The 25,711-nt window shown below is 60.3% G+C and carries 28 protein-coding genes and 4 tRNA genes; 10 read left to right on the plus strand and 22 right to left on the minus strand.

Translation table 11 applies throughout. From position 1 onward, the window contains the following. Window positions 1-4 precede the first annotated feature (4 nt). A complete protein-coding gene (locus tag Q8X51_RS07335) occupies window positions 5-415 on the minus strand; it encodes a pilin (RefSeq protein ID WP_407693363.1) in 411 nt (136 codons plus the stop codon). Between the two features lie 202 nt (window positions 416-617). Here Q8X51_RS07335 and Q8X51_RS07340 point away from each other — a divergent pair, with 202 nt between their 5' ends. From Q8X51_RS07340 to yacG, 4 genes are read left to right on the plus strand one after another with little or no spacing between them, the layout of a single operon-like run. Then, the gene (locus Q8X51_RS07340) at window positions 618-1,826 is read left to right on the plus strand and encodes a type II secretion system F family protein (RefSeq protein WP_407693115.1); all 1,209 of its coding nucleotides are present in this window, start codon (window positions 618-620) and stop codon (window positions 1,824-1,826) included. Beyond that, entirely contained in the window at window positions 1,823-2,689 is an 867-nt protein-coding gene (locus Q8X51_RS07345; RefSeq protein WP_323145753.1) for a prepilin peptidase, read from the plus strand. Before Q8X51_RS07340 ends, Q8X51_RS07345 begins: the two co-directional genes overlap by 4 nt. Further along, window positions 2,686-3,309, plus strand: a complete 624-nt coding sequence (coaE, locus tag Q8X51_RS07350) for a dephospho-CoA kinase (RefSeq protein WP_065948454.1) — start codon at window positions 2,686-2,688, stop codon at window positions 3,307-3,309. The genes Q8X51_RS07345 and coaE overlap by 4 nt, the downstream gene beginning before the upstream one ends. Further along, a complete protein-coding gene (yacG, locus tag Q8X51_RS07355) occupies window positions 3,306-3,506 on the plus strand; it encodes a DNA gyrase inhibitor YacG (RefSeq protein WP_065924082.1) in 201 nt (66 codons plus the stop codon). Before coaE ends, yacG begins: the two co-directional genes overlap by 4 nt. Here the strand turns inward: yacG and Q8X51_RS07360 are convergent. The 3 genes from Q8X51_RS07360 to Q8X51_RS07370 all read right to left on the minus strand — a co-directional run bounded on the left by Q8X51_RS07360 (window position 3,503) and on the right by Q8X51_RS07370 (window position 4,947). Beyond that, window positions 3,503-3,718 carry a hypothetical protein gene (locus tag Q8X51_RS07360; protein WP_003171680.1) on the minus strand — a complete coding sequence of 72 codons (216 nt, stop codon included), beginning with the start codon at window positions 3,716-3,718 and terminating at the stop codon, window positions 3,503-3,505. The two genes, yacG and Q8X51_RS07360, sit on opposite strands and share 4 nt — an antisense overlap. Before the next feature lie 75 nt (window positions 3,719-3,793). Further along, complete coding sequence (locus tag Q8X51_RS07365; protein ID WP_065924081.1) at window positions 3,794-4,483, minus strand: energy-coupling factor ABC transporter permease; 690 nt, start codon at window positions 4,481-4,483, stop codon at window positions 3,794-3,796. After that, on the minus strand, window positions 4,480-4,947 hold the full coding sequence (locus tag Q8X51_RS07370; RefSeq protein ID WP_407693114.1) for an FAD/FMN-containing dehydrogenase: 468 nt from the start codon (window positions 4,945-4,947) through the stop codon (window positions 4,480-4,482). The genes Q8X51_RS07365 and Q8X51_RS07370 overlap by 4 nt, the downstream gene beginning before the upstream one ends. A 104-nt stretch (window positions 4,948-5,051) precedes the next feature. Between Q8X51_RS07370 and Q8X51_RS07375 the strand changes: the two genes are divergently transcribed. Genes Q8X51_RS07375 through Q8X51_RS07385 form a run of 3 tightly spaced genes read left to right on the plus strand, consistent with a single transcriptional unit; the run spans window position 5,052 to window position 7,267 of the window. Beyond that, entirely contained in the window at window positions 5,052-5,681 is a 630-nt protein-coding gene (locus Q8X51_RS07375; protein ID WP_027604891.1) for a DUF1780 domain-containing protein, read from the plus strand. A 53-nt stretch (window positions 5,682-5,734) separates the two neighbouring features. Next, on the plus strand, window positions 5,735-5,908 hold the full coding sequence (locus Q8X51_RS07380; protein WP_016976295.1) for a DUF3094 family protein: 174 nt from the start codon (window positions 5,735-5,737) through the stop codon (window positions 5,906-5,908). Between the two features lie 60 nt (window positions 5,909-5,968). Beyond that, window positions 5,969-7,267, plus strand: a complete 1,299-nt coding sequence (locus tag Q8X51_RS07385; RefSeq protein WP_407693113.1) for an NAD(P)/FAD-dependent oxidoreductase — start codon at window positions 5,969-5,971, stop codon at window positions 7,265-7,267. 131 nt (window positions 7,268-7,398) lie between these two features. Here the strand turns inward: Q8X51_RS07385 and Q8X51_RS07390 are convergent. From Q8X51_RS07390 to rluD, 7 genes are all read right to left on the minus strand, one after another. Next, window positions 7,399-7,475: transfer RNA gene (locus tag Q8X51_RS07390), tRNA-Pro, on the minus strand. 94 nt (window positions 7,476-7,569) lie between these two features. Continuing rightward, window positions 7,570-7,645, minus strand: a tRNA-Lys gene (locus Q8X51_RS07395). Between the two features lie 5 nt (window positions 7,646-7,650). Further along, a tRNA-Pro gene (locus tag Q8X51_RS07400) sits at window positions 7,651-7,727 on the minus strand. Window positions 7,728-7,736: 9 nt separating this feature from the next. Next, window positions 7,737-7,812: transfer RNA gene (locus Q8X51_RS07405), tRNA-Asn, on the minus strand. Between the two features lie 303 nt (window positions 7,813-8,115). Continuing rightward, a complete protein-coding gene (gene clpB, locus Q8X51_RS07410; protein WP_137212612.1) occupies window positions 8,116-10,680 on the minus strand; it encodes an ATP-dependent chaperone ClpB in 2,565 nt (854 codons plus the stop codon). Between the two features lie 146 nt (window positions 10,681-10,826). Continuing rightward, window positions 10,827-11,552: a peptidoglycan editing factor PgeF gene (pgeF, locus tag Q8X51_RS07415; RefSeq protein WP_407693112.1), complete on the minus strand. Its 726-nt coding sequence runs from the start codon at window positions 11,550-11,552 to the stop codon at window positions 10,827-10,829. Further along, a complete protein-coding gene (rluD, locus tag Q8X51_RS07420) occupies window positions 11,549-12,511 on the minus strand; it encodes a 23S rRNA pseudouridine(1911/1915/1917) synthase RluD (RefSeq protein WP_027606843.1) in 963 nt (320 codons plus the stop codon). Before rluD ends, pgeF begins: the two co-directional genes overlap by 4 nt. Before the next feature lie 149 nt (window positions 12,512-12,660). Here rluD and Q8X51_RS07425 point away from each other — a divergent pair, with 149 nt between their 5' ends. Then, window positions 12,661-13,686 (plus strand): outer membrane protein assembly factor BamD, encoded by a 1,026-nt coding sequence (locus Q8X51_RS07425; protein WP_027606844.1) that lies wholly within the window; start codon window positions 12,661-12,663, stop codon window positions 13,684-13,686. A 125-nt stretch (window positions 13,687-13,811) separates the two neighbouring features. Further along, the gene (locus Q8X51_RS07430) at window positions 13,812-14,045 is read left to right on the plus strand and encodes a PP0621 family protein (RefSeq protein ID WP_027606845.1); all 234 of its coding nucleotides are present in this window, start codon (window positions 13,812-13,814) and stop codon (window positions 14,043-14,045) included. Here Q8X51_RS07430 and thiO read toward each other — a convergent pair. The 5 genes from thiO to pilV form a co-directional block, all read right to left on the minus strand. Beyond that, complete coding sequence (thiO, locus tag Q8X51_RS07435; protein WP_407693111.1) at window positions 14,032-15,141, minus strand: glycine oxidase ThiO; 1,110 nt, start codon at window positions 15,139-15,141, stop codon at window positions 14,032-14,034. The genes Q8X51_RS07430 and thiO overlap by 14 nt on opposite strands. Before the next feature lie 62 nt (window positions 15,142-15,203). After that, window positions 15,204-15,605 carry a type IV pilin protein gene (locus Q8X51_RS07440; protein WP_407693110.1) on the minus strand — a complete coding sequence of 134 codons (402 nt, stop codon included), beginning with the start codon at window positions 15,603-15,605 and terminating at the stop codon, window positions 15,204-15,206. 11 nt (window positions 15,606-15,616) lie between these two features. Next, a complete protein-coding gene (locus Q8X51_RS07445) occupies window positions 15,617-16,147 on the minus strand; it encodes a pilus assembly PilX family protein (protein WP_065924077.1) in 531 nt (176 codons plus the stop codon). 7 nt (window positions 16,148-16,154) lie between these two features. Then, window positions 16,155-16,856 carry a PilW family protein gene (locus Q8X51_RS07450; RefSeq protein ID WP_407693109.1) on the minus strand — a complete coding sequence of 234 codons (702 nt, stop codon included), beginning with the start codon at window positions 16,854-16,856 and terminating at the stop codon, window positions 16,155-16,157. Then, complete coding sequence (pilV, locus tag Q8X51_RS07455; RefSeq protein ID WP_407693108.1) at window positions 16,853-17,338, minus strand: type IV pilus modification protein PilV; 486 nt, start codon at window positions 17,336-17,338, stop codon at window positions 16,853-16,855. Before pilV ends, Q8X51_RS07450 begins: the two co-directional genes overlap by 4 nt. A 203-nt stretch (window positions 17,339-17,541) precedes the next feature. Between pilV and Q8X51_RS07460 the strand changes: the two genes are divergently transcribed. Continuing rightward, window positions 17,542-18,123: a GspH/FimT family pseudopilin gene (locus Q8X51_RS07460; RefSeq protein WP_065924074.1), complete on the plus strand. Its 582-nt coding sequence runs from the start codon at window positions 17,542-17,544 to the stop codon at window positions 18,121-18,123. Here the strand turns inward: Q8X51_RS07460 and ispH are convergent. From ispH to murJ, 6 genes are all read right to left on the minus strand, one after another. Beyond that, on the minus strand, window positions 18,077-19,024 hold the full coding sequence (gene ispH / locus Q8X51_RS07465; RefSeq protein ID WP_027606852.1) for a 4-hydroxy-3-methylbut-2-enyl diphosphate reductase: 948 nt from the start codon (window positions 19,022-19,024) through the stop codon (window positions 18,077-18,079). The two genes, Q8X51_RS07460 and ispH, sit on opposite strands and share 47 nt — an antisense overlap. Before the next feature lie 111 nt (window positions 19,025-19,135). Further along, window positions 19,136-19,588 (minus strand): FKBP-type peptidyl-prolyl cis-trans isomerase, encoded by a 453-nt coding sequence (fkpB, locus tag Q8X51_RS07470; RefSeq protein WP_065938471.1) that lies wholly within the window; start codon window positions 19,586-19,588, stop codon window positions 19,136-19,138. Beyond that, complete coding sequence (gene lspA / locus Q8X51_RS07475) at window positions 19,581-20,093, minus strand: signal peptidase II (RefSeq protein WP_027606854.1); 513 nt, start codon at window positions 20,091-20,093, stop codon at window positions 19,581-19,583. The genes fkpB and lspA overlap by 8 nt, the downstream gene beginning before the upstream one ends. Then, window positions 20,086-22,917, minus strand: coding sequence for an isoleucine--tRNA ligase (gene ileS, locus Q8X51_RS07480; RefSeq protein WP_407693107.1), 2,832 nt, complete (start codon window positions 22,915-22,917; stop codon window positions 20,086-20,088). The genes lspA and ileS overlap by 8 nt, the downstream gene beginning before the upstream one ends. A 14-nt stretch (window positions 22,918-22,931) precedes the next feature. After that, window positions 22,932-23,870 (minus strand): bifunctional riboflavin kinase/FAD synthetase, encoded by a 939-nt coding sequence (gene ribF, locus Q8X51_RS07485; protein WP_065924072.1) that lies wholly within the window; start codon window positions 23,868-23,870, stop codon window positions 22,932-22,934. A 119-nt stretch (window positions 23,871-23,989) separates the two neighbouring features. Then, on the minus strand, window positions 23,990-25,528 hold the full coding sequence (gene murJ, locus Q8X51_RS07490; RefSeq protein ID WP_407693106.1) for a murein biosynthesis integral membrane protein MurJ: 1,539 nt from the start codon (window positions 25,526-25,528) through the stop codon (window positions 23,990-23,992). Window positions 25,529-25,711 lie beyond the last annotated feature (183 nt).

Consider the following 25,711-nt stretch of genomic DNA (forward strand, 5'->3'; position numbering starts at 1 on the left):
GCAGTTATGCGCCGTCGGCGCCGCAGCCCTTGCTGGCATATTTCGCTTCAGCGGTCGTCGCGCACTTCCAGCCGGCGGCGCTGCGGACCAGGATGATGGTCTTGCCCAGCACCGGTGCCGGTGCGTCGAGTATTTCGCAGCTGATGGAGCCCGCCCCCGTGGCCACATCGCCTGCCACGTCGATCTTGCAGTTGGCCGTAGGGCTGGTGCCGCCGATCAAGGCCACGGTAGGTACGGTGCCCTGGTTCATGGTGTCTTCGTAACCAGCCTTCAACGCGGCAATTTCAGCCAGGCCGGCAGTGAACTTGGCCTTGGCCTGGTGGGTGGTGTACATGGGCAGGCCGATGGTGGCCAAAATGCCGATGATTGCCACGACGATCAACAACTCGATCAAGGTAAAGCCTTTCTGACGTATCACATTCACTCTCCAGAATAGAACTCATGACAAGGCGCGTCCTGCACCCCGTTTTTGCAACGGCGCCAGTGTACTCACCCGCAAGCGGCCAATCGCGCTCAAGACGCACATTCTGACATTTTTATCCCGCGCCATCGGCATGCCCGAATCCGTCACCTGACTAAGCTATAAATCTTCGACAGCCTGTATGCGGAACCGCGACATGGACAACGCTTCAACGACTTACGCCTGGGAAGGCATCGACCGCAAAGGGCGCAGGGTGTCCGGGCAAACCAAGGGGCACAACGCAGCCCTGGTCAAGGCACAACTGCGCCAGCAAGGGATCAGCCCCGGTCGTGTGCGCAAGCAATCCCCGCTGCCGCCAAGCCTCACCCCATCAGTCAAAGCGGCTGACATCACGCTGTTCACGCGCCAACTGGCTACGTTGCTGAAGGCTGGGGTTCCACTCCTGCAAGCCTTCGACATCATCAGCGAAGGCGTCGACAATCGCGCTGTGCGTGAGCAGGTGCTGGGACTTAAACAGGCGATCGCCGCCGGCAGCAGCCTGGCTGAGGCATTACGCAAACAACCGCGTTATTTCGATGAGTTGTACTGCAACCTGGTGGCCGCCGGCGAACAGGCCGGGGCGCTTGAGACACTGCTGGAAAGGGTGGCGATCCACCGGGAAAAGAGTGAACAGCTCAAGGCCAGGATCAAAAAGGCCATGACCTACCCCATTGCTGTCCTGGTGGTTGCCAGCCTGGTCACCGGCATACTGCTGGTCCACGTGGTACCGCAGTTCCAGGCCCTGTTCGCCGGAGTCGACGGCAAACTGCCGGCATTTACCTTGCACGTGATCGCCCTGTCGGCGTTCATGCAGCACGCATGGTGGATGCTGGTATTGGGCATAGTCGCGGGAGCCGCTGGGCTGCGCCAGGCCTATCGGGATTCGTCGGGCTTTCGCTACTGGCTGGACACAGGTTTGTTGAAAGCGCCCCTGGCAGGCAAACTGCTGACAAAATCCGCCGTGGCCCGCTACGCCCGCACGCTCTCCACGACCTTCGCCGCCGGTGTTCCACTGGTCCAGGCATTGGATTCAGTCGCCGGCGCCGTGGGAAACGGCCCGTTCAAACAGGCAATCGAACATATGCGTCACGATGTATCCAACGGCATGCAACTGAATCAATCCATGGCCAACAGCGGCCTGTTTCCCGGCATGGCGATCCAACTGACGGCGATCGGCGAAGAGTCGGGCACCCTGGAACACATGCTGGAAAAGGTCGCCAACCACTATGAGGCTGACGTGGACAACCAGGTCGACAACCTCACCAGCCTGATGGAGCCATTGATCATGGTGGTGCTGGGGGGCATCGTCGGCGCGCTGGTCATCGCCATGTACCTGCCGGTCTTCCAGCTGGGGAGTGCATTTTGAGCCTGCTGCTGAACGAGTACCCATTGGCCTTTGTCACCATCGCGCTGGTACTGGGGCTGATCGTCGGCAGTTTCCTCAACGTGCTGGTCTGGCGCCTGCCAAAAATGCTCGAACGGGAATGGCGTGACCAGGCCCATGAAGTGCTCGGCTTGCCTGCCGAACCTGGCGGGCCGACCTACAACCTGATGCACCCCAACTCATGCTGCCCACACTGTGATCATCCAATCCGGCCGTGGGAAAATATCCCACTGCTCAGCTACCTGATGCTCAGGGGGCGCTGCGCCCATTGCCAGGGAGCCATCAGCCCCCGCTACCCTTTCACGGAACTCGCCTGTGGGTTGATCTCGGCCTGGGTTGCCTGGCATTTCGGCTTTGGCTGGCAGGCCGCAGCGGTGCTGGTGTTGAGTTGGGGGTTGCTGGCAATGAGCCTGATCGACGCAGACCACCAGTTGCTGCCTGATGTGCTGGTGCTGCCATTGCTGTGGCTGGGGCTGATCGTCAACAGCTTTGGATTACTGACGACATTACCCGACGCACTATGGGGCACCGTGATCGGCTACATGAGCCTGTGGAGCGTGTTCTGGCTGTTCAAGCTGGTCACCGGCAAAGACGGCATGGGCCACGGTGATTTCAAGTTGCTGGCCTTGCTCGGCGCCTGGGGCGGCTGGCAGATATTGCCGATGACACTGTTGATGTCGTCGCTGGTAGGGGTGTTTGTCGGGTTGATCCTGATGCGCCTGCGCAAGACCCTGGCGTCCACACCGATGCCGTTTGGTCCGTATCTGGCAATTGCCGGCTGGATTGCATTGCTCTGGGGTGGTCAAATAACCGACTTCTATTTGCAGTCTGTCGGTTTCAGATGACCACTCCTGTTGCAACACCTTGGATTCTCGGCCTCACCGGTGGCATCGGCAGCGGTAAAAGTGCGGCAGCCCAGCACTTTATCGACCTGGGCATTGACCTGGTGGACGCCGATCACGCCGCGCGCTGGGTGGTCGAACCCGGCCGGCCGGCGCTGGCCCGCATCGCCGAGCATTTTGGTGCTGGCGTATTGCAGCCCGACGGCCAGTTGGACCGCGCCGCGTTGCGCAAGCTGATCTTTGAGGTGCCCGAAGAGCGCCGCTGGCTGGAAGCCTTGCTGCACCCGTTGATTGGCGAGGAGATTCGTGGTCACCTGGCTCGCGCCCGCTCGCCTTACGCGATCCTGGTGTCCCCGCTGCTGATCGAATCCGGCCAGTACAGCATGACCCAGCGCATCCTGGTGATCGACGTGCCGCAATCGCTGCAAATTCAGCGTACCCTGCAGCGCGACGGCATCAGCGAACAACAGGTTCAGGCAATTCTCAAGGCACAGTCCAGCCGTGAAGACCGCCTGAACCATGCCGACGACGTGCTGGTCAATGACCAGGATCTCGCCTGGCTGCACAGCGAGGTCGAGCGACTGCACCACTTTTACCTTACTTTGCGTGGAGGCCGATCATGAGCCAACCCTTGACCGTCGACTGCCCAACCTGCGGTGCACCCGTGGAATGGAATGCAGCCTACCCCAACCGGCCGTTCTGCTCGGACCGTTGCAAACTCATCGACCTGGGCGCGTGGGCCGCCGAGGAACACAAGATTCCCGTGGCGCCGGATGCCGAAGACGAGCTGTTTTCCGAAGACTTGCCGCCGCGCCACTAAGGCCGCATAAAGGCGTATTCCTGCTGGTCGTCGAGGTTTTCTGCGAGGTATTGCAGCTCGTCGGCCAGGTCTTCGAAACTGCGTACGCCCTTGCTCTGCTGCACCACCGCGCTGAGCATCGCGCGCAGGGTCAAGCCCGGGTCGAAACCGATTTCCTGTGCCGCATCCTGGCTTCTGCGCAACTCCTGCCGTGCCCACTCGTACACACTCATGATTCGTGCTCCCGCCTTGCCTAGGAAAATTTCGCAGAGCATGGGCCTGCTCGGCTGCGCGGGATTTGATCTGGGTCAACGCTGCGATTCGTCATCCTTCCAGGGCGCCGAGAGGTAGCGTGTGCGGTTGAATGTCTCCAGCCATTCCGGACAAAACACCACCAGGGCGCTGATCACCATGCCGTTGATAAAGGCTTCGGGGAAGATGATCAGCCACAGGTAGCCGACGAAATCCTCCAGCCATTCAGGCATGGCAAAACGACCGTCGAACCACAGCAACCCCAGCCCCAGCAGCAGGCAAAACAAGGCCGACAACGCGGCAGCAAAAAAACCGGAGCAGAAGATATACACGAAGGGATTGCGTGGCTGCGCTCGCTCGACCACAAGCGCACAGCCCTCGGTGACCAGCACCGGCAGCACGACCAGCAGCAGGCCATTGATGCCAAGGGCTGCCAGGTCCTGGCGTCCAAGCAGCATTAACCCGAACTGGGCGGCAAAACCACCGACGATGGCCAGGGGCCAATCCAACAGCAGGGTTACGGCGGTCATACCGATAAAGTGGTAGGACACACCGGTGTCGAAATCCCGTCGTACCAGCCACAACATGAACAGTGCGAACACCGTACCGAACAACAAATGCTGGCGCCGCCGGTCGGCAAACAACTCGACCCATGGCGAGCGCAGGATCGCCCATAGCAGCACCGGTGCATACAACAGCCAGCCGATGCCGAGGGTTGTGGGCGCCAGCACTGCGGCACTGATCACGGCTTCACCTGCTCCAGGGCCTGGCGCAGTTCGGCAGCAGTGCCGTATTCATGTTGAGAAACCAACGTACCGTGATCCAACTGCAGCCACAGCACTTTATCCGCCGCCGCGGGATAACGCGGGGCGATACGTGCGTCACGGTCCAGCATGACGCGGTAGTTGTAGGATTGCATGGCCGGCACCGCAAACAATTTGGCGATCAGTCGAGGCATGCGCTGGATGTCAGCGACGAACACGGCATGCCGCGCTTCGAGGTAGCCTGCAGGTTGGCCTTGCAGCGCCGCGTCGACCAGCTTGGCCGCGTCCATGCTGCGCGCCACCAACAGAGTCCGTGCCTGGTTATCGAGGGTATAGGCTTGGTCGAATTGATCGAGCAAGGTCCAGGGAGCGAGGCGTTCGCCCACTTCAACAGCCTGTGCCCATACCGGCAAAAGACTCAGCAACAGCACCACCAGACACTTCACTGCACGCTCCTCATTCGGGGGAATTACGCTTGAAAGGCCAGTCTACACCCTGGCTTTTGCAGCAGGACTTCCTGCGGTCATCATTTGGACGCTAAGCTGCAGGCATGGATGACTCAGATTATTTGCGCCTGCTCACCGTAGCAGCCGAACAAGCCAATGCGTTCCTGTCCAATGCCCGCAAATGGGAGCGTGAGCGTTGGGTCTGCCAGCGCCTGTTGCAAGGCTTGAATGTGCCCTACCGCGCCGAAGAGTTTCACCCCGCCGGGCAAGAACCGCCCGATGTGTTGTTTCGCGATGCCAGTTTCGAGGTGTTTTTCGTACTCGATGAAGGGCGCCGCCTGAACGACGAATGGCGTGACGAGCTGTTGCGTCGACGCAGTGCATTCTCCCTGAGCCAGCTGGTGCGGCGCGAAGCCAAGCCGCGGCGTATCCCCGCCCATGAATTCCTGCTGCGCCTGGCGCCCACGTTGCGCAAGAAGGCCCATAACTACAAAGAGCGCGGGATGGACCTGGGCGAATTGGATATCGTCGCGTTCACCAGCCTCAAGCGCGAAGTGCTCGACCTCAACAGCCACTTCCCCCCACCCACCGAATACTTGCGCCAGGGCTGGCGCTCGCTGTCGCTGGTGGGGCCGACATTTGCCCGGGTGCTGTTCGCCCACCCGGACGCGCCGGATTTCTTGCGCAACAACCTGGGGCGCAGCATAGTGTTCGATGTGGGCATCAGCCTCTGATCCCCCACTGTAACGTGGCGCCCTTTTGCAACGTCTACCTGACGAGGCCTTATATGACCAGCCGCCTGAACCCCGACGACCAACAGCATGTCGAAGAGTACCTGCAACTCTCCCAGAACCGAGTCGAGCGCAAGCCTTTCCGGCCGTGGCTGCTCCTTGGTGTGGTGCTGGTGGTGGTGATCGGGCTCGGTCTGCTCAGCCGCCTTTTGAGTTACCTGACGCTATGAGCTGCCTGGCGCTCGCGGGGGTAACTGCTCCGATTTCCTTTAGCCTTGCGAGATACCCCCATGACCCATCGTATTATTATCGTCGGCGGCGGCGCCGGCGGCCTGGAGTTGGCTACCCGCCTGGGTAAGACTCTGGGCAAGCGCGGCACCGCCAGCATCACGCTGGTGGACGCCAACCTCACCCATATCTGGAAGCCTTTGCTGCACGAAGTCGCTGCCGGCTCACTGAACTCCTCGGAAGACGAACTCAATTACGTCGCCCAGGCCAAATGGAACCACTTCGAGTTCCAACTGGGGCGCATGAGCGGGCTCGACCGCGAACAGAAGAAAATCCAGCTGGCCGCCACCCTCGACGAAGAAGGCCGCGAATTGGTGCCTGCACGCGTGCTGGGCTATGACAGCCTGGTGATTGCGGTAGGCAGCACCACCAACGATTTCGGCACCGAGGGCGCGGCGCAGCACTGCCTGTTCCTCGATACCCGCAAGCAGGCCGAGCGTTTCCACCAACAGCTGCTCAACCACTACCTGCGCGCCCATGCCGGGCAGACCGATGTGGTGGAAAAGATCAGCGTCGCCATCGTCGGTGCGGGTGCAACGGGCGTCGAACTGGCCGCAGAGTTGCATAACGCGGCCCACGAACTGGCGGCGTACGGCCTGGACCGCATCAAGCCGGAAAACATGCACATCACCCTGATCGAAGCCGGCCCTCGTGTACTGCCTGCCTTGCCGGAGCGGATTGGCGGGCCTGTGCATAAAACCCTGGAAAAGCTCGGGGTGACGGTGCTGACCAACTCAGCGGTCAGCGAAGTGACCGCCGACGCATTGATCACCAGCAGTGGCCAGGTGATTCCTGCCAGTCTCAAGGTGTGGGCCGCCGGGATTCGTGCCCCGGTTTTCCTCAAGGACATCGATGGCCTGGAAACCAATCGCATCAATCAACTGCAAGTGCTGCCGACGCTGCAAACCACCCGTGATGAAAACATCTTCGCCTTTGGCGACTGCGCCGCGTGCCCGCAACCGGGCACCGACCGCAATGTGCCGCCACGGGCCCAGGCCGCGCACCAACAGGCCTCGTTGCTGGCCAAGTCATTGAAACTGCGTATCGAGGGCAAGGACCTGCCAGCGTACAAGTACACCGACTATGGGTCGCTGATCTCGCTGTCGCGTTTCTCGGCGGTGGGTAACCTGATGGGCAACCTGACCGGAAGCGTGATGCTGGAAGGCTGGCTGGCGCGGATGTTCTATGTGTCGCTGTACCGCATGCACCAGATGGCACTGTATGGCTTCTTCCGCACGGCGATGCTGATGCTGGGCAGCAAGATTGGACGCGGGACTGAGCCGCGCCTGAAACTTCACTGACAACAGAGTCCCTGGTGGGACTCGGTCAATGTGGGAGGGGCTTGCTCCCTTCCACATTAGTATTGTGTTGGAGTTGAGATAATTTAAGGCAAAAAAAATCCCCGTATCTTTCGATACGAGGATTTTTAATATGGTCGGGGTAAGGGGATTCGAACTCCTGACATCCTGCTCCCAAAGCAGGCGCGCTACCGGACTGCGCTATACCCCGGTAAAAAAAAGGCGACCTTTCAGTCGCCTTCTTCGATCAGCGCTTTTGGCCTCTGATCTTAAGATTCGATTCCAGCGTTAACTGGTCTCAAAAATGGTGGGTCGTGTGGGATTCGAACCTACGACCAATTGGTTAAAAGCCAACTGCTCTACCAACTGAGCTAACGACCCAAATATGGTCGGGGTAGGGGGATTCGAACTCCCGACATCCTGCTCCCAAAGCAGGCGCGCTACCGGACTGCGCTATACCCCGGTTTGAAATTGGCTCCGTGACCAGGACTCGAACCTGGGACCCAATGATTAACAGTCATTTGCTCTACCGACTGAGCTATCACGGAACTACATATTTCAAAGTACAACTTTTACTGCTGTGTAACCTTCTCTTCGACCCTGTCCGTATCGCTACGTTAGCGTCTCTGAGGCGCGCTATTCTACAATCTTAAAAACCCCTGTCAACCCTTTAAATTGCTTTTAAGACAATGATTTGCGCTTCTTTCTGATTTCTTCTTGGGGAGAAGAAACCCGTGGGCTGACGTTGCTGCGGGGCGCACTTTACAAGCCTTTGCCTTACAGTTCAACGCCCTATCGAAAAAAAAGGCCCTGGGATGCAGGGCCTTCTCTTATTGCAGTGCAATCCGGGCTCAGTGGAAGACGATTTCGTCGTTCTCCACAGTCGCCTCGACGCTGGTGCCCGGCATAAAGCTGCCCGACAGGATCAACTGCGCCAGCGGGTTCTCGATCCAGCGCTGGATCGCACGTTTCAGAGGCCGTGCGCCATACACCGGGTCGTAACCAACCGCGATCAGCTTGTCCAACGCCTCGCGGCTCAGCTCCAGCGACAACTCGCGTTCCGCCAGGCGACCGCGCAGACGCCCCAGCTGGATCTCGGTGATGCCCGCGATCTGATCCCGCGCCAATGGCTCGAAGATCACCACTTCGTCGACCCGGTTGATGAATTCCGGACGGAAGTGCGTGGTCAATGCATCCATTACAGCAGCGCGCTGGGCCTCACGATCACCTACCAGTTCCTGGATCTGCGCCGAGCCCAGGTTGGAGGTCATGACGATCACCGTGTTGCGGAAGTCCACAGTGCGCCCGTGGCTGTCCGTGAGTCGTCCATCTTCCAGCACTTGCAGCAAGATGTTGAACACGTCCGGGTGAGCCTTCTCGACCTCATCCAGCAGGATCACCGAGTAAGGCTTACGCCGCACGGCCTCGGTCAGGTAACCGCCCTCCTCGTAGCCCACATAGCCTGGTGGAGCCCCGATCAGGCGAGCCACCGAATGCTTCTCCATGAATTCGGACATGTCGATCCGTACCATGGCCTCTTCAGTATCAAAGAGGAACTCGGCCAGGGCCTTGCACAGCTCGGTCTTACCCACGCCGGTCGGGCCGAGGAACATGAACGAGCCGCTCGGACGGTTCGGGTCGGACAAGCCGGCGCGGGAACGCCGTACCGCGTTGGACACCGCCACGACCGCCTCTTCCTGGCCGATCACGCGCTGGTGCAACAGGTGCTCCATCTTCAGCAGCTTGTCACGCTCGCCTTCAAGCATTTTCGACACCGGGATGCCGGTCCACTTGGAAACGACTTCGGCGATTTCTTCCTCGGTCACCTTGCTGCGCAACAGCTGATTTTCAGCCTTACCGTGCTGGTCGACCATTTGCAGGCTGCGTTCCAGGTCCGGGATCACCCCGTACTGCAACTCGGCCATGCGGTTCAGGTCACCTTTACGACGTGCGGCTTCCAGCTCCTGGCGCGACTGCTCGATCTTTTGCTGGATCTGCGCAGAGCCCTGTACTTCGGCTTTTTCCGAGGTCCAGATTTCTTCGAGATCCGAATACTCGCGCTCCAGGCGGACGATTTCCTCCTGGAGTTTTTCCAGGCGTTTCTTGGCCGCGTCGTCCTCTTCTTTCTTGAGGGCCTGGGATTCGACTTTCAGCTGAATCAGGCGACGATCCAGGCGGTCGAGCACTTCCGGCTTGGAGTCGATCTCCATGCGAATGCGGCTGGCCGCTTCGTCGATCAAGTCGATGGCCTTGTCCGGCAATTGACGGTCGGTAATGTAGCGATGGCTCAATTTGGCCGCCGCAATGATCGCGCCGTCGGTGATCGCCACTTTATGGTGGACCTCGTAGCGCTCTTTCAGGCCCCGCAGGATCGCGATGGTGTCCTCTTCGCTCGGTTCTTCCACCAGGACTTTCTGGAAACGACGCTCAAGGGCCGCATCTTTCTCAATGTACTGGCGATATTCGTTAAGCGTGGTAGCACCGACACAATGCAGCTCACCTCGCGCCAAGGCGGGCTTAAGCATGTTGCCAGCATCCATTGAGCCCTCGCCTTTGCCGGCGCCGACCATGGTGTGCAGCTCGTCGATAAACAGAATGATCTGCCCTTCCTGCTTCGACAGTTCATTAAGCAGGGATTTCAGGCGCTCTTCGAATTCACCGCGGAACTTTGCACCGGCGATCAACGACCCCATATCCAGGGACAGCAGGCGTTTGCCTTTAAGGCCGTCCGGCACTTCACCATTGATGATGCGCTGGGCCAGGCCTTCGGCAATCGCGGTTTTACCCACGCCAGGTTCACCGATCAACACCGGGTTGTTCTTGGTGCGACGCTGCAGAACCTGGATGGTGCGACGAATTTCATCGTCACGGCCGATCACCGGGTCAAGCTTGCCCTCTTCGGCACGCTTGGTCAGGTCGACGGTGTACTTGTCCAGGGCCTGGCGCGACTCCTCGTGGTTAGGGTCGTTAACCGCATCACCGCCCCGCAGGTTGTTGATGGCGTTTTCCAGGGCCTTCTTGCTCACGCCTTGGCCGAGCAACAACTTACCAAGCTTGCTGCTCTCGTCCATGGCGGCGAGCAGCACCAGTTCGCTGGAGATGAACTGGTCCCCCTTCTGCTGGGCCAGGCGGTCGGCCTGGTTAAGCAGGCGCGCCAGATCCTGCGACATATTCACGTCGCCGGTAGGGTTTTGGATTTTCGGCAGTTGGTCGAGCTCTTTGCTCAACTCCTTGCGCAGGCTATTGACATCAAAGCCCACCTGCATCAGCAAGGGCTTGATAGAACCACCTTGCTGTTCCAGGAGTGCCTGCATCAAGTGCGCAGGCTCAATGGCCGGGTGGTCAAGCCCCACCGCCAAGGATTGGGAGTCCGATAAGGCCAACTGCAATTTGCTGGTTAAACGATCAATACGCATTAGTCACCTTCCTTTTGAGCAGGCCGGAGCTATAAAACATCCTGAATGAAGAAACCTGCCAGATACCCTTATAGATGGGGTGGATTCTGGAAGATTCAAGCGAGCGGCGGTTGATATGGATCAGCGTTGACCCAGATCAGCAGAGTCTAGCGTTCAAGCCAGATAAGGGAGGCAAAACGTCCGGTGCGGGGGCTGCGCCGGTACGAAAAGAAGCGCGGGTCGGTCACGGTGCAGAAGCCACCACCATAAACAGCGGTGATGCCCCGCGCAGCAAGGCGCAGGCGGGCCAACTGATAGATGTCGGCCATGAATTTGCCGGGATTGAGGCTTGGTACAAAGGCTTCGGCAGTTGTCGGCAGGTGCTGCATGAAGACTTCACGCACTTCAGGGCCAACCTCAAAAGCTTGTGGGCCAATCGCCGGGCCCAGCCATACCAAGACGTCCGAAGGCTCTGCGTCGAGGCTTTCGAAGGCCGCCTCCAGCACGCCCGCCGCCAGCCCACGCCAACCGGCATGGGCCGCAGCCACACGAGTGCCGGCACGGTTGCAGAACAACGCAGGCAGGCAATCGGCGGTCATCGCGGTGCAGGCGATGCCGGGGGTGCTGCTCCAGCTACCGTCGGCTTCGGCGGTGCGGCCAGGGTCGGCCTCGACCACATCCACGCCATGAACCTGGCGCAGCCAGGCCGGCTGAATATCAAAGGCTTCGGTAAGGCGACGACGATTCTCAAGGACGGCCTCAAGGCTGTCCTCAACGTGATCGCCCAGGTTAAGGCTGTCGAACGGCGCCTGGCTGACGCCGCCCGTACGGGTAGTCACACAGGCTTTCACCCCGACAGGCGCGGGCCAGTCAGGAATCAGCCAGTCATTCATCCGACAAACGCCTCGCGATCCTGCTTGAGCAGCGACAGCAACCAGACAAAATCGTCTGGAAGTGGCGATTCCCAGCTCATGCGCTTACCGCTCGTCGGATGGTCCAGCTCCAGGAAACGTGCATGCAAGGCCTGGCGCGGGAACGTCTTGAGCGATTCGACCATGGTCTGGCTCGCCGCAGGCGGAATGCGGAAGCGGCCGCCATAGGCCGGATCGCCCACCAACGGGAAGTTGATGTGGGCCATATGCACGCGAATCTGGTGGGTACGACCGGTTTCCAGCTTGACCCGCACATGGGTGTGGGAACGGAAACGCTCGAGCACGCGGTAGTGGCTCACCGCCTGCTTGCCGCCTTCCATCACCGCCATACGCTGGCGCTGCTGGCCGTGGCGACCGATTGGGGCATTGATCTTGCCGCCAGCCACGACCACACCGATCACGATGCACTCGTAGATACGGCTGACGCTACGGCTCTGCAATTGCGTAACCAGTTGCGTCTGCGCCTGAATGGTCTTGGCCACCACCATCAAGCCGGTGGTGTCCTTGTCCAGACGGTGCACGATGCCGCAACGCGGCACGTTGACGATGTCGGGGATGTGGTGCAACAGGGCATTGAGCAAGGTGCCATCAGCGTGCCCGGCCGCCGGGTGAACCACCAGGCCTGCGGGTTTGTTGATGACCAGGATGTCGTCGTCTTCATAGACGATGTCCAGCTCGATGTCCTGGGCGACCCATTCTCCCTGGGCTTCCTGCTCGGCAGTCAGCTCAAGAATCGCACCGCCATGGACTATGTCTCGCGGGCGGATAACCGCTCCATCCACAGTCAGGCGGCCGTCTTTGATCCAGGCGGAAAGGCGCGAGCGCGAGTGCTCAGCGAATAATTGTGCGGCGACTTGATCGAGGCGTTGGCCGCCCAATTCGGACGGCACCTCTGCGCGAAGTTCAATTTTATCGGACATGCTCAGACTAGGCGTGGCACAGCCTTTGGTTTCGGCTGCGCGCTTGTGGTTAAATACGGCGTCTTTTGCCCCGAGGCTTTCAACGGGGCGCTCATCATAACAGGACGGCCCCGCCCAAGACAGCGGCCGTCATAGGGACGCAAGCCGCCATGCAAGTGAAACACCTGCTGCTGATCGCCATCCTCGCCATGACTGCTGCTTGCTCGTCAACAAAGGAAGTCGTCGACGAAAACCTGAGCGAAGTCGAGCTGTACCAACTGGCACAGAAAGACTTGGACAATAATAGCTACACCAGCGCCACAGCGAAGCTGAAGGCCCTGGAGTCGCGCTATCCGTTCGGGCGCTACGCCGACCAGGCCCAGCTTGAGCTGATCTACGCCAACTACAAGAACGCCGAGCCGGAGGCTGCCAAGTCCGCCGCCGAGCGCTTCATCCGCCTGCACCCGCAACACCCGAACGTGGACTACGCCTACTACATGAAGGGCCTGACCTCGTTCGACCAGGATGTTGGCCTGCTGGCGCGCTTCCTGCCGCTGGACATGACCAAGCGAGACCCAGGCGCCGCTCGCGACTCCTACAACGAGTTCGCCCAGTTGACCAGCCGCTACCCAAACAGCCGCTACGCGCCGGACGCCAAGCAGCGCATGATCTACCTGCGTAACCTGCTGGCTTCCTACGAAATCCACGTGGCCCACTACTACCTGACCCGCCAGGCGTATGTAGCTGCCGCCAACCGTGGTCGTTATGTGGTGGAAAACTTCCAGGAAACCCCTTCCGTGGGTGACGGCCTGGCGGTGATGACCGAGGCTTACCAACGTCTGCACCTGGACGACTTGGCCAGCACCAGCCTGGAAACCCTGAAGCTCAACTACCCTGATCACCCGAGCCTGAAAGACGGCCAGTTCGTGCCTCAGGTTGCCGAAGCAGACAACCGCTCGTGGCTGAGCAAGTACACCCTGGGCTTGATCGAGTCGCGGCCGCCGTTGCCGCCGGGCGAAACTCGCGCCAACCAGGACGTGATCAAGCAGTTCCAGGATGCCAAGGAAGCCATTCCTTCGGACCTCAAGCCGCACGACGAGAACGGCGACGTGATCGAAGAAGAAGAGCCGCAGGCCCTGGGCAACAACCAGGACCGCTCGTGGTTCAGCTACATGACCTTCGGTGTGTTCGACTGAGCCTGTCGACGCAACGCAAAAAGGAGCCTTTCGGGGCTCCTTTTTTATGGGCAAGGATTATTGCGCTGTGCGCCTGCCACGTCCTTGGCTAAACTGGCGCATTCCTTATCGAGAAACCGCCCATCATGCTTCGTCTTCTGTTCTGGATTGCCGTTATTGCTGCCGCGGTATGGTTCTGGCGCAAATTCAAAAGCCCGACCGCCAGGCAGCAACGCACCAGCGAGCCCGGCGCTGCGTTGATGGTGCGCTGCGCACATTGCGGTGTGCACTTGCCGCAGGATCGCGCCCTGAGTTCGCGCCAGGAGTGGTATTGCACCCAGGCGCATCTGGAGCAAGGACCGAAGTCTATCCAGCGTTGATCCGACCTTCGGGGGCATAGGGTGCCGGATCGATGATCGGCGCACGCTCCAGCAGCAAATCGACAAATAACTGGCACGATGCCGGCGCCAGGACCAACCCGTTGCGGTAATGCCCGCAGTTGAGCCACAGCCCGCTGAAGCCGGGTACCCGACCGATATAGGGGATGCCCTCCGGCGAGCCGGGCCGCAAGCCGGCCCAATGCCCCACCACTTCGGCGTCGGCCAGGGCGGGAATCAGTTCCACAGCCGAAGCCTTGAGGCTTTCCAGCGCGGTGTCGGTTGGCGTCTTGTCGAACCCCTCATATTCCAGAGTGCTGCCGATGAGGATGTGCCCATCACGCCGAGGGATCGCATAACGCCCTTTGGCCAGGACCATGCTCGACAGGAAGTCCGACGCGCATTTGTACAAAATCATCTGCCCCTTGACCGGCTCTACCGGCAGCGCCAAGCCCAGTGTGCCGAGCAACTCGCCGCTCCACGCCCCCGCTGCAAGCACCACCTGATCCCCTAGAATCGGCCCCTCTGCCGTATCCACGCCCACTACGTTGCCGCCATCCAGAACAAAACCGGTCACTGCGCACTGTTCGTGAACGGTCACGGCAGGCAGGGCCAATAGCGCGGCCTTCAGGGATTTGACCAGGCGCGGGTTGCGCACGTTGGCCACGTTGGCCATATAGATCGCCTGGGAATACCCGCCACCCAAGACAGGAACCGCGTCATGGGCGGCAGACACATCGACCTTGCTCAGAGGCCGACCTTCACGAGCAGCCCAGTCCAGCGCCTCGGTTTCATCGTCCAGGTCCAGCCAGTACAACCCCGTGGTATGGACCTCCGGGTCGACACCGGTAGCGGCAAACAGCCGCTCAGCCAGTTGCGGATAAAAATCCTGGGACCAATGGGCCAACGCTGTGACCGCCGGGCTATAGCGCCACGGATACAGTGGCGAAACAATGCCTCCGCCCGCCCATGACGACTCCTGCCCCACACCGGCACGCTCCAGCAAGATCACAGCCTGCCCCTGGGTTGCCAGATTGAACGCCGTCAACAAGCCGATGACTCCGCCACCGACAATCACCACTTGCTGTTGCTTAGCCATCATTTGATCCAGTCGATAAATAGGAATAAACGCCCCCGGCGCCCAATCATCCAGCACCCTCATCATTGCCCCCAGCATGTCTGGCGCGACATTTCAGGTGCCGCCCCCGGATTGCCACGCGCACCGCTGCTGTCCAGGCTGAAGTCACCGCAAGGGTCGCCGGCCATCAACGAATCGGCGCCCGGTGTAGCAACCAGGTAGAAATCCTGAGGGTTCAACGCTACGGTGATTCTATAGCGATCATTGCCCGTACTGACGCCGCTTGCGTCAATAAAAGTGCCGTTCCTCATATGAAACCGCTCCAGGCGCTGAGCCTGCTCGGTCAACAGCGCGACGATTTCCGTGCGATAGACCTTTTTCACATGGCCGGTGTACCCGGGGTAAGCGATTCCGGCCAGAAACGCGATGATCGCCACGGTGATCAATAGCTCGATCAGGGTAAAACCCTGGCTGTCCATGCCCATTCCATTGCTCCTTATTGAAGTTGCCGCCACGAAACCCGCCGAAACCGCGAGCCACTCTCCTCCTCCACCCGCGCATATACGCTCTCCAATACCGTGCGCGATTGACCACTGAGCCCGACCGCTGTTACCCGGTACAACGTCGCCAGGGCTTGCGGCGGCACATGCGGCAGCCCTGCGCCAGGCCCCAGGGACTGAATACCGTAGAGCCCACCCTTGATGGCAACCCAGTTAACCGATGACACAGGATGGGGCCCGGCACCCACCACCGAAAACGCTTCATCCGGTGGTCCGCAGGCAGCGATCGACTGGCACTGCGGCAAGGCCGCGCCCTTTCGCCTCACACCTTGCTCTCCCAGCCTCAAGCCACTTTCTGCGGCTTGCAGCGACTGGTTGCGGTGCCACAGGCTACCGGTGATCTTTTGCTGGGTGACCGCCCCCTGTATCGAAGACAGGCCGATCAACGACAACAGCAGCAAAAACACCAGGCTTATCAGCAGGACCATCCCCCCCTGCCGCGAAGAAACACCCCCAGCAAGCACCATGGTCGCCCTAGCCCAAGCGGTTTCGCAGCGCCGCCACGACGCTGTAGGTTTGATCTTTTACCCGCCCCGTCGGGTCTTGCAACGTCATGCGGATGCGCACACTGCGGATCAAGGACTCATCGGTCGGGATAGCGTCATAACGCACAACCCGAACGGATACCGGGCTGGCAGCCACGCCGAAACTGACATCGAAAGCCCGTACGTTATCCACCAACACAGCCCTGGCCGGCGACGCAAGCGTGCTGACCTTCAACTGGCCCGCCTCGAAGGTGTAGGTCAGTTGCCGAATCGCAAATCGAATCTGCCCGGGAGCAGGTGCAGGTGAGCTGCCTGAATAGGCTTGGGCGCCAGCAGTGCAGTCGGAGAGCACCGTCCAGTCAGGCCTGCCGCCGCCGACATCGGCAGTGACCAGCGTCAGCGACTTTGAACTGCCCCCGGCATTCCAGCTGACCGGCCTTTCAAAGGCTGGCGGGGCATTCTCGATAAAGGCCGGGGCCAAACAGCCAAACATACCCGCCTGGCGAATATCCCGGATCATCTTGCCCAGCACAAACCGCGCATCATCCTGCAGCAACATGGCCGCCTGCTGGCTGGCGTGGGTCGCTCGGGAATTGATCAGCACCTGGCTCCCGCCAAGCACCAGCACCAAACCGACGGCCAGGGCCAGCAACAATTCCACCAGGTTGAAACCTCTAACCCGATGCCTCATTGCATCACCCCCGGCTCATTATCGATGCGACTGGTCAGGGTGAAGGTTTCCCGCGTGCCAGGCGTGTTTGCACCCCGGCTGTCATCCCAACTGATACTGACAGTCACTTCATCTGCACTGACCGCCACAGAGCCTTTGCCGCTCTCCCCGGCAAAACCGCGAATATTGGCTTCAAAATCATGCAGGTCCACGTCACGCACGCTGGTGGTCGCGGTACTGGCCGGCGCTCGAGCGCCACGACGCAACGAGTAGTCGGCACCGGAATTGGCACGGATTCGGTCGAGCATATCGTAGGCGATGAAACTGGCCTGGCTGGTCATCCTCGAACTGTCGGTGTACTTGAGGGCGTTGAGCTGGAGCATCACTGCACCTAACAGCCCGACGGCGAGAATCAGCACCGCCACCAGCACTTCAATCAATGTCATGCCGATTTGGTACCGAGGAAAAGTCGGGAAGAAACAGGTTTTCAGGCAGGCAGGCATTACCGTCGTCATCCGTGTCGAGGGCCGAAAAAAGCAGGAAAACCCTGCTGTGAGACCCAAGACTAGCGTCGGTTTTTCGCCGGCGCCGGTTACGGAACAAAGGGAAATACTTTGGACATAAAGGCCATCATTCGACACTCCGAGCCGGACGCTATACCTATGTTTCAACCCTGTATGTACACACGCCCACGGAGGGACGGCCTATGGAGCAACGAGGTTTCACCCTGATCGAACTGCTGCTCGGACTGATCGTGAGCGGCATCCTGGCGCATCTGGCTACGCCCAGTTTCACCGGCCTGCTGGAATCACAGCAGCGACAAAGCGCGGCGCAATCACTGACAAACGGATTTCGCTTCGCACGCACTGAAGCCATCACGCGTAACCGCGCGGTGGTCATCCACGCACTGGACGATGACTGGAGCCGGGGTTGGCGGGTCGTGCTGGATGTAAGCGGGCGTGGCCATCTGGACGACGACAACCCGGTGTTACTGGAGCGCCAGGGCAGCGGACGGGTGCCGATCGTCGGGAATGGACCGGTCAAAAGCCAGGTACGCTTCAGCGGATTGGGCGAGCCGGTATTTGCTGGGGGAGGTTTTCGTGCCGGCACTGTACATATATGCGCCACGGACTCGGTACAGAGCCTGTACCAGGTGGTGCTGGCGCCCAGTGGGCGCATCAGCCTGCGCAGCGATAGAGCCGAACAGGCGTTGTGCCGAAGTTACTCCGGCACCCTGGCATTCAGAGGAGGGAGCGAACCCGCAGCTCCTTGGGCATGGAGAAAGTGATGTTCTCTTCACGACCGGCCAACTCATCGGCGCCCGTAGCCCCCCAGGCATGCAACTGCTGGATGACGCCGCGCACCAGGACTTCCGGGGCCGAAGCGCCAGCCGTGATGCCAATACGCTCGACACCATCGAACCAGCTGCGCTGCATATCTTCAGCACCGTCGATCAGGTACGCCGGTGTCGCCATGCGTTCGGCCAATTCGCGCAGGCGGTTGGAATTGGAGCTGTTAGGGCTGCCGACCACCAGCACTACATCGCATTCATCGGCCAACTGTTTGACTGCATCCTGGCGGTTTTGGGTGGCGTAGCAGATGTCGTCCTTGCGTGGCCCACCAATGGCCGGGAAGCGGCTGCGCAGCGCGTCGATGACGCGGCTGGTGTCGTCCATGGACAAGGTGGTCTGGGTCACGAACGCCAAACGCTCCGGGTTGTGAACCTGCAAGCTGGCGACGTCTTTTTCGTCTTCCACAAGGTAGATGGCGCCACCATTGCTGCCGTCGTATTGGCCCATGGTGCCTTCGACTTCCGGGTGACCGGCATGGCCAATCAGGATGCATTCGCGACCATCACGGCTGTAGCGCGCGACTTCGATATGTACCTTGGTGACCAGCGGACAGGTGGCGTCGAATACTTTCAGGCCACGGCCAGCCGCTTCGGTACGTACGGCCTGGGAAACACCGTGGGCGCTGAAGATAACAATAACGTCGTCCGGCACCTGCTCCAGTTCTTCGACAAAGATGGCGCCACGTGCGCGCAGGTCTTCGACCACGAACTTGTTATGGACGACCTCATGGCGCACATAGATCGGCGGCCCGAAGACTTCCAGGGCGCGGTTGACGATTTCGATCGCCCGGTCCACGCCGGCGCAGAAGCCACGGGGGTTGGCGAGTTTGATTTGCATGCTGTGCCTCGTGTCTGGCGCTTGGGCCAGAGTTGATGCTACTGAACTGACAATGGCGACCAAGGGCGGGAGCGGGCTTGCCCCCTCCCACATTTTAGATCGGGGCGTTGATCAAAGAGCTTTAACGTCGATGATTTCAACGTCGAACGTCAAGGTTTTACCGGCCAACGGGTGGTTGAAGTCGATGGTTACCTGCGCGTCATCGAAGGTTTTGACCACACCGGGCAGTTCGGTATTCGCCGCATCGTTGAAGATCACCAGCAGGCCTTCCGACAGGTCCATGTCCTGGAACTGCGAACGCGGGATGATCTGCACGTTTTGTGGGTTGGGCTGGCCAAAGGCGTTTTCCGGCAGGATCTGCAGGGTGCGCTTGTCGCCGGCCTTGAAACCGAACAGGGCCGCTTCAAAACCTGGCAACAGGTTGCCGTCGCCGACCTTGAAAGTCGCCGGGGCTTTGTCGAACGTGCTGTCGACCGTGTCGCCATTCTCCAGGCGCAGTGCGAAATGCAAGGTGACTTCCGTGTTCTGGCCGATGCGTTGCCCAGCCAATACCTGATCAGTCATTGACGGTCTCTCCGGTTTTCTTACTTTTGAACATGTCCAGCGCCAGCATGATTGCACCGACGGTGATGGCGCTGTCGGCAAAATTGAACGCCGGGAAGTAATGGCGGTTCTGCCAATGCACCAGGATAAAGTCGATCACATGGCCCAGGGCAATACGGTCGTACAGGTTGCCCAGGGCACCGCCCAACACCAGGGCCAAGGCGATGGCCAGCCAGGTGTCATCGCGGCCCAGGCGTTTGAGCCAGACCACGAGCACCGCACTGACCACCACTGCGATCAGGGCGAACAGCCAGCGCTGCCAGCCGCCGCCGTCAGCCAGGAAGCTGAAGGCGGCGCCGGTGTTGTAGGCCAGGGTCCAGCTGAAGTAATCCGGGATCACCACGATTTGCTGGAACATTTCCAGGGAGCCCTCGAAATGAGCCTTGCTGACCTGATCGATGACCAGGACCAGCACGCTCAGTACGAGCCAGCCCAGGCGTCCGAAACGACTGGCTGCATTAGGCATAGTGGCGAACCTCGCCTTCACCCGAGATGTTGTCGACGCAACGACCGCAGATTTCCGGATGCTCAGGGTTCACCCCGACGTCTTCACGGCAGTGCCAGCAACGGGCGCACTTAGGGAAGGCCGACTTGACCACCTTGAGCTTGAGGCCCGGCACTTCGGTGGCTACGGCATCCGCCGGTGCCTGGGCAAACGGTGCCAGGCTCGCAGTGGAAGTGATCAACACGAAGCGCAGCTCATTGCTCAGCTTGGTCAGGTCGGCAGTCAGGCCTTCCTCGGCAAACAGGGTGACTTCGGCCTGGAGGTTGCCACCGACGGCCTTGGCCGCACGCTGAACCTCCAGCTCCTTGTTCACCGCAACCTTGACGGCCATTACGCCTTCCCAGTACTCGCGGCCCAGTTCGAAGTCGGCCGGCAGTTCGGTCAAGCCTTCGTACCAGGTATTGAGCATGACGGACTCGTTACGCTCGCCCGGCAGGTATTCCCACAGCTCATCGGCGGTGAAGGCCAGGATCGGTGCGATCCAGCGCACCAGCGCTTCGGAGATGTGGTACAGCGCGGTCTGCGCCGAACGGCGGGCCTTGCTGTTGGCACCGGTGGTGTACTGGCGGTCCTTGATGATGTCGAGGTAGAAACCACCCAACTCCTGCACACAGAAGTTGTGGATCTTCGAGTACACGTTCCAGAAGCGGTATTCGCCGTAGTGCTCCTGCAACTCGCGCTGCAGCAACAGGGTACGGTCCACGGCCCAACGGTCCAGGGCGAGCATGTCCTCGGCCGGCAGGATGTCGGTGGCCGGGTTGAAACCGGTCAGGTTCGACAGCAGGAAGCGTGCGGTATTACGGATACGGCGGTAGGCATCGGCGCTACGGGCCAGGATCTGGTCCGACACGGCGATCTCGCCGGAGTAATCGGTCGACGCCACCCACAGGCGCATGATGTCGGCGCCCAAGGTGTCGTTGATCTTTTTCGGCTCGATCACGTTCTTCAGCGACTTGGACATCTTGCGGCCCGTCTCGTCGACGGTGAATCCGTGGGTCAGCAGCTCGCGATACGGGGCGTGGTTGTCGATGGCGCAACCGGTCAGCAGCGACGAGTGGAACCAGCCCCGGTGTTGGTCGGAGCCTTCCAGGTACAGGTCGGCACGCGGGCCGGTTTCGTGACCCATCGGGTGCGAGCCGCGCAGCACGTGCCAGTGGGTGGTACCGGAGTCGAACCATACGTCGAGGGTGTCGCTGATCTTGTCGTACAGCGGCGCTTCGTCACCCAGCAACTCGGCGGCGTCCAGCTTGAACCAGGCTTCAATGCCTTCCTGTTCGACACGCTGGGCCACCACTTCCATCAGTTCGACGGTGCGTGGGTGCAGCTCACCGCTTTCCTTGTTGAGGAAGAACGGGATCGGCACACCCCAGTTGCGTTGACGGGAGATGCACCAGTCCGGACGGTTGGCGATCATCGAATGCAGGCGCGCCTGGCCCCAGGCCGGGACGAACTGGGTGTCTTCGATAGCCTTGAGCGAGCGTACACGCAGGGTATCGCCGCTGGCCGGCTCTTTGTCCATGCCGATAAACCATTGCGCGGTGGCGCGGTAGATCAGCGGGGTCTTGTGGCGCCAGCAGTGCATGTAGCTGTGCTTGATGGTGTCGGTTTGCATCAGCGCACCGACTTCACGCAGCTTGTCGATGATCGGCTGGTCGGCCTTGAAGATGAACTGGCCGCCGAAGAACTCCAGCGAAGGCACATAAACACCGTTGCTTTGCACCGGGTTGATGATCTCATCGTTGACCATGCCGTACTTCTTGCAGATCACGAAGTCGTCCACGCCATAGGCCGGCGAGCAGTGAACCACACCTGTACCCGAACCCAACTCGACGTAGTCAGCCAGGTACACCGGCGACAGACGGTCATAGAACGGATGACGGAAGTTGATCAGCTCCAGCGCGGAACCGGTAGTGGTGGCAATTACCGAACCTTGCAGCTCGTAGCGAGCCAGGCACGCTTCGACCATTTCCTCGGCCAGCACCAGCAGGCGATCACCGACGTCCACCAGGGCGTAGGTGAATTCCGGGTGCACGTTCAGCGCCTGGTTGGCGGGAATGGTCCACGGGGTGGTGGTCCAGATCACGATGGCAGCCGGTTTGCTCAGGCTTGCCAGGCCAAAGGCCTCGGCCAGCTTGGCGTCGTCGGCGATCGGGAAGGCCACGTCGATGGTCGAGGACTTCTTGTCTTCGTATTCGACTTCCGCTTCAGCCAGGGCCGAGCCGCAATCGAAGCACCAGTTCACGGGCTTGAGGCCCTTGAACACGAAACCGCCCTTGACGATTTCGGCCAAGGCACGGATTTCACCGGCCTCGTTCTTGAAGTTCATGGTTTTGTACGGGTTGTCCCACTCGCCCAGCACACCCAGGCGGATGAACTCGGACTTCTGCCCTTCGATCTGCTCGGCAGCGTAGGCACGGCACAGTTCGCGGGTTTTATCCGCGCCCAGGTTCTTGCCGTAGGTCACTTCGACCTTGTGTTCGATCGGCAGGCCGTGGCAGTCCCAACCTGGGACATAAGGCGCGTCGAAGCCCGAAAGGGTTTTCGAGCGCAGGATCATGTCCTTGAGAATCTTGTTCAGCGCATGACCGATGTGAATCGTGCCGTTGGCATAAGGAGGGCCGTCGTGCAGGACGAATTTCGGACGATCCTTGCCAATTTCGCGCAACTTTCCGTACAGGCCAATACTGTCCCAGCGCTGCAGGATCTGCGGTTCGCGCTGTGGCAGGCCGGCCTTCATTGGGAAGGCGGTGTCCGGAAGGTTTAGCGTGGCTTTATAGTCGGTCATTTAAGGCTCTTCGGTTAGCGATGGGCGCTAGGTGCGGCTAGTGCACGGGCGGCGGCGACATCCGCATTGATCGCCGTTTTCAACGCCTCAAGCGAGGCGAAACGCTGCTCTTCACGCAGCTTCTGGTGGAAAACCACCGTCAAACGCCGGTCATACAGATCACCGGCAAAATCCAACAGATGAACTTCCAGGTGGGCCTTGCCATCACCTGCAACCGTGGGCCTGACGCCTATGTTGGCGACTCCCGGCCACGATTGGCCGTCGATATCGACGCTCACCAGGTAAACCCCGGTCAGCGGCACACGGCGGCGCTTGAGTTGCACGTTGGCGGTTGGCGTGCCCAGTTGGCGCGCCAGCTTCTGGCCGTGCAGTACCCGCCCGGCAATGCGGAACGGGCGACCGAGCAAACGCTCGGCCAAGGCGAAGTCGGCAGCGGCCAGGGCGTTACGCACCTGGGTGCTGCTCACGCGCAGGCCGTCCAGTTCGACGGTTTGCGCGGCTTCGACGGTAAAGCCCTGGGTGATACCGGCGTGTTGCAGGAACTCGAAATCCCCGACCCGGTCGCAGCCAAAACGGAAGTCGTCGCCGACCTCCAAATGCTGTACGCCCAGGCCATCTACCAGTATGCGGTCGACGAACTCGGCAGCGCTGAGACTTTGCAAACGCTGGTTGAAAGCCAGGCAGAGGACGCGGTCCACGCCTTCTTCGGCCAGCAGTTGCAGCTTGTCCCGCAGACGGGCCAGACGTGCCGGTGCCGTTTCCGGGGTGAAATATTCCCGCGGCTGCGGCTCGAAAATCACCACGCAGCTGGGTACGCCCAACTCGACCGCACGCTCGCGCAGCCGGGCCAGGATAGCCTGGTGGCCACGGTGAACACCGTCAAAGTTGCCAATAGTGGCGACGCAGCCCCGATGCTCAGGGCGCAGGTTGTGGAGACCTCGAACCAGCTGCATAACGCGCTTCTTGCTCATAAAGTGGTCGATTATAACCACACCCGGCCCCGGACGACAGGCAACAGCGCAGGGCAAATGGATCGAATCGATAAAACAACCGTTTTATCGCGGCAAACTCTCTAGCTCAACGACTTGCGATTGAAATCCCGCAGGCGGAAGCCTTGCAGCAGCAACATCCCGAAGTACACCACCACGCCGGCCACGACCAGCACGCCCAGGCGCATGAAGCGCTCCAGCATATGCCCCTCATCCCAGGCCGGCGTGAAGTGCATCAGGCCGAGCAATACCGCCGACATCATCGCAACCGCCACCAGCAACTTGAGGGCGAACATGCCCCAGCCAGGCTGAGGCTGGAACATCTGTTGTTTGCGCAGCTGATAAAACAGCAGGCCGGCATTGATGCACGCACCGGCACTGATGGCCAGGGCCAGGCCGGCGTGGGCCAGCGGACCAATAAACACCAGGTTGAGCAGTTGCGTGACGATCAGGGTGAAGATCGCGATCTTTACCGGCGTGCGGATGTTCTGCTGGGCATAGAAGCCAGGCGCCAGCACCTTGATCACGATGATGCCGAGCAGGCCGACGGAATAAGCCACCAGCGCATGCTGGGTCATCAACGCGTCATGGGCATCGAATTGCCCGTATTGGAACAGCGACACTGTCAGCGGCTCGGCCAGGATCCCCAACGCCAGTGCGCACGGCAGCACCAGCACGAAACACAGGCGCAGTCCCCAATCGAGGATGCGCGAGTATTCCTGGCGATCCTTGCTGGCATAGGTGCGTGCCAGCGTCGGCAGCAAAATGGTGCCGAGGGCTACGCCCAGCACGCCAGACGGCAGTTCCATGAGGCGGTCGGCGTAATACATCCATGACACCGAGCCGGATACCAGCAGCGAGGCGAACGCGGTGTTGATGATCAGGGAAATCTGGCTCACCGACACCCCAAGGATCGCCGGCAACATATTGCGCATCACGCGCCAGACGCCGGTGTCCTTGAGGTTCAGGCGCGGCAATACGAGCATGCCGATCTTTTTCAGGTGCGGCAGTTGGTAGAGCAACTGCGCCAGGCCACCGGCCAGCACGGCCCAGCCAAGGGCCATGACCGGCGGATCGAAGTAAGGTGTCAGGAACAGCGCAAAAATAATCATGCTGACGTTAAGCAGCGTCGGCACGAACGCCGGCACCGAGAAACGGTTCCAGGTGTTGAGGATCGCACCGGCCAGGGATGACAGTGAGATCAGCAATATATAAGGAAAGGTCACCCGCAACAGGTCAGTGGTCAGCGCGAATTTTTCCGGCGTATTGGCAAAACCCGGCGCCGTGGCCCAGATCACCCAGGGCGCGGCGAGCATGCCGACGATGGTCACCAGCATCAACACCAGGGTGAGCAGGCCCGAGACATAGGCAATGAAGGTACGGGTCGCCTCCTCCCCCTGCTGGGTCTTGTACTCGGCCAGAATCGGCACGAACGCCTGGGAAAACGCGCCCTCGGCAAAGATCCGCCGCAGCAGGTTGGGCAGTTTGAACGCAATAAAGAACGCATCCGTGGCCATGCTGGCGCCAAAAATACGCGCCAGCAGGGTGTCACGCACGAACCCCAAAACCCGGGAGATCATCGTGATAGAGCTGACGGCGGCCAACGATTTGAGCAGATTCATTGAAAGAGTTTGCGCCTATAGATAAAGAGCAGGCGAACTAAGCGCCTACTTATGCGATACTGCGCGCCTGCAACAGCACAGCGCCAAAGCTCGCGAGTTTACAGGTCAAGCGCCGGAAATAAATCACCCGCCTCTTCAGATCGACCACTCAGCAGTTCGCATCAGCCGGCCTTGACAACACAT

Source organism: Pseudomonas sp. Yb2C2, assembly GCF_052112325.1.
Taxonomy (GTDB): Bacteria; Pseudomonadota; Gammaproteobacteria; order Pseudomonadales; family Pseudomonadaceae; genus Aquipseudomonas; species Aquipseudomonas marginalis.

Bases quoted from the DNA above. Each gene is read 5' to 3' on its own strand.
- ispH (WP_027606852.1), bottom strand. From the start codon at position 19,024: ATGCAAATCAAACTCGCCAACCCCCGTGGCTTCTGCGCCGGCGTGGAC.
- rluD (WP_027606843.1), bottom strand. From the start codon at position 12,511: ATGTCCGATAAAATTGAACTTCGCGCAGAGGTGCCGTCCGAATTGGGC.
- murJ (WP_407693106.1), bottom strand. From the start codon at position 25,528: ATGAATCTGCTCAAATCGTTGGCCGCCGTCAGCTCTATCACGATGATC.
- Q8X51_RS07460 (WP_065924074.1), top strand. From the start codon at position 17,542: ATGGAGCAACGAGGTTTCACCCTGATCGAACTGCTGCTCGGACTGATC.
- lspA (WP_027606854.1), bottom strand. From the start codon at position 20,093: ATGCCTAATGCAGCCAGTCGTTTCGGACGCCTGGGCTGGCTCGTACTG.
- Q8X51_RS07440 (WP_407693110.1), bottom strand. From the start codon at position 15,605: ATGGGCATGGACAGCCAGGGTTTTACCCTGATCGAGCTATTGATCACC.
- Q8X51_RS07340 (WP_407693115.1), top strand. From the start codon at position 618: ATGGACAACGCTTCAACGACTTACGCCTGGGAAGGCATCGACCGCAAA.
- Q8X51_RS07430 (WP_027606845.1), top strand. From the start codon at position 13,812: ATGCTTCGTCTTCTGTTCTGGATTGCCGTTATTGCTGCCGCGGTATGG.
- Q8X51_RS07450 (WP_407693109.1), bottom strand. From the start codon at position 16,856: ATGAGGCATCGGGTTAGAGGTTTCAACCTGGTGGAATTGTTGCTGGCC.
- Q8X51_RS07360 (WP_003171680.1), bottom strand. From the start codon at position 3,718: ATGAGTGTGTACGAGTGGGCACGGCAGGAGTTGCGCAGAAGCCAGGAT.
- Q8X51_RS07375 (WP_027604891.1), top strand. From the start codon at position 5,052: ATGGATGACTCAGATTATTTGCGCCTGCTCACCGTAGCAGCCGAACAA.
- Q8X51_RS07445 (WP_065924077.1), bottom strand. From the start codon at position 16,147: ATGGTGCTTGCTGGGGGTGTTTCTTCGCGGCAGGGGGGGATGGTCCTG.
- thiO (WP_407693111.1), bottom strand. From the start codon at position 15,141: ATGGCTAAGCAACAGCAAGTGGTGATTGTCGGTGGCGGAGTCATCGGC.
- Q8X51_RS07380 (WP_016976295.1), top strand. From the start codon at position 5,735: ATGACCAGCCGCCTGAACCCCGACGACCAACAGCATGTCGAAGAGTAC.
- fkpB (WP_065938471.1), bottom strand. From the start codon at position 19,588: ATGACTGATCAGGTATTGGCTGGGCAACGCATCGGCCAGAACACGGAA.
- yacG (WP_065924082.1), top strand. From the start codon at position 3,306: ATGAGCCAACCCTTGACCGTCGACTGCCCAACCTGCGGTGCACCCGTG.
- pilV (WP_407693108.1), bottom strand. From the start codon at position 17,338: ATGCCTGCCTGCCTGAAAACCTGTTTCTTCCCGACTTTTCCTCGGTAC.
- coaE (WP_065948454.1), top strand. From the start codon at position 2,686: ATGACCACTCCTGTTGCAACACCTTGGATTCTCGGCCTCACCGGTGGC.
- ribF (WP_065924072.1), bottom strand. From the start codon at position 23,870: ATGCAGCTGGTTCGAGGTCTCCACAACCTGCGCCCTGAGCATCGGGGC.
- pgeF (WP_407693112.1), bottom strand. From the start codon at position 11,552: ATGAATGACTGGCTGATTCCTGACTGGCCCGCGCCTGTCGGGGTGAAA.
- clpB (WP_137212612.1), bottom strand. From the start codon at position 10,680: ATGCGTATTGATCGTTTAACCAGCAAATTGCAGTTGGCCTTATCGGAC.
- Q8X51_RS07385 (WP_407693113.1), top strand. From the start codon at position 5,969: ATGACCCATCGTATTATTATCGTCGGCGGCGGCGCCGGCGGCCTGGAG.
- Q8X51_RS07425 (WP_027606844.1), top strand. From the start codon at position 12,661: ATGCAAGTGAAACACCTGCTGCTGATCGCCATCCTCGCCATGACTGCT.
- ileS (WP_407693107.1), bottom strand. From the start codon at position 22,917: ATGACCGACTATAAAGCCACGCTAAACCTTCCGGACACCGCCTTCCCA.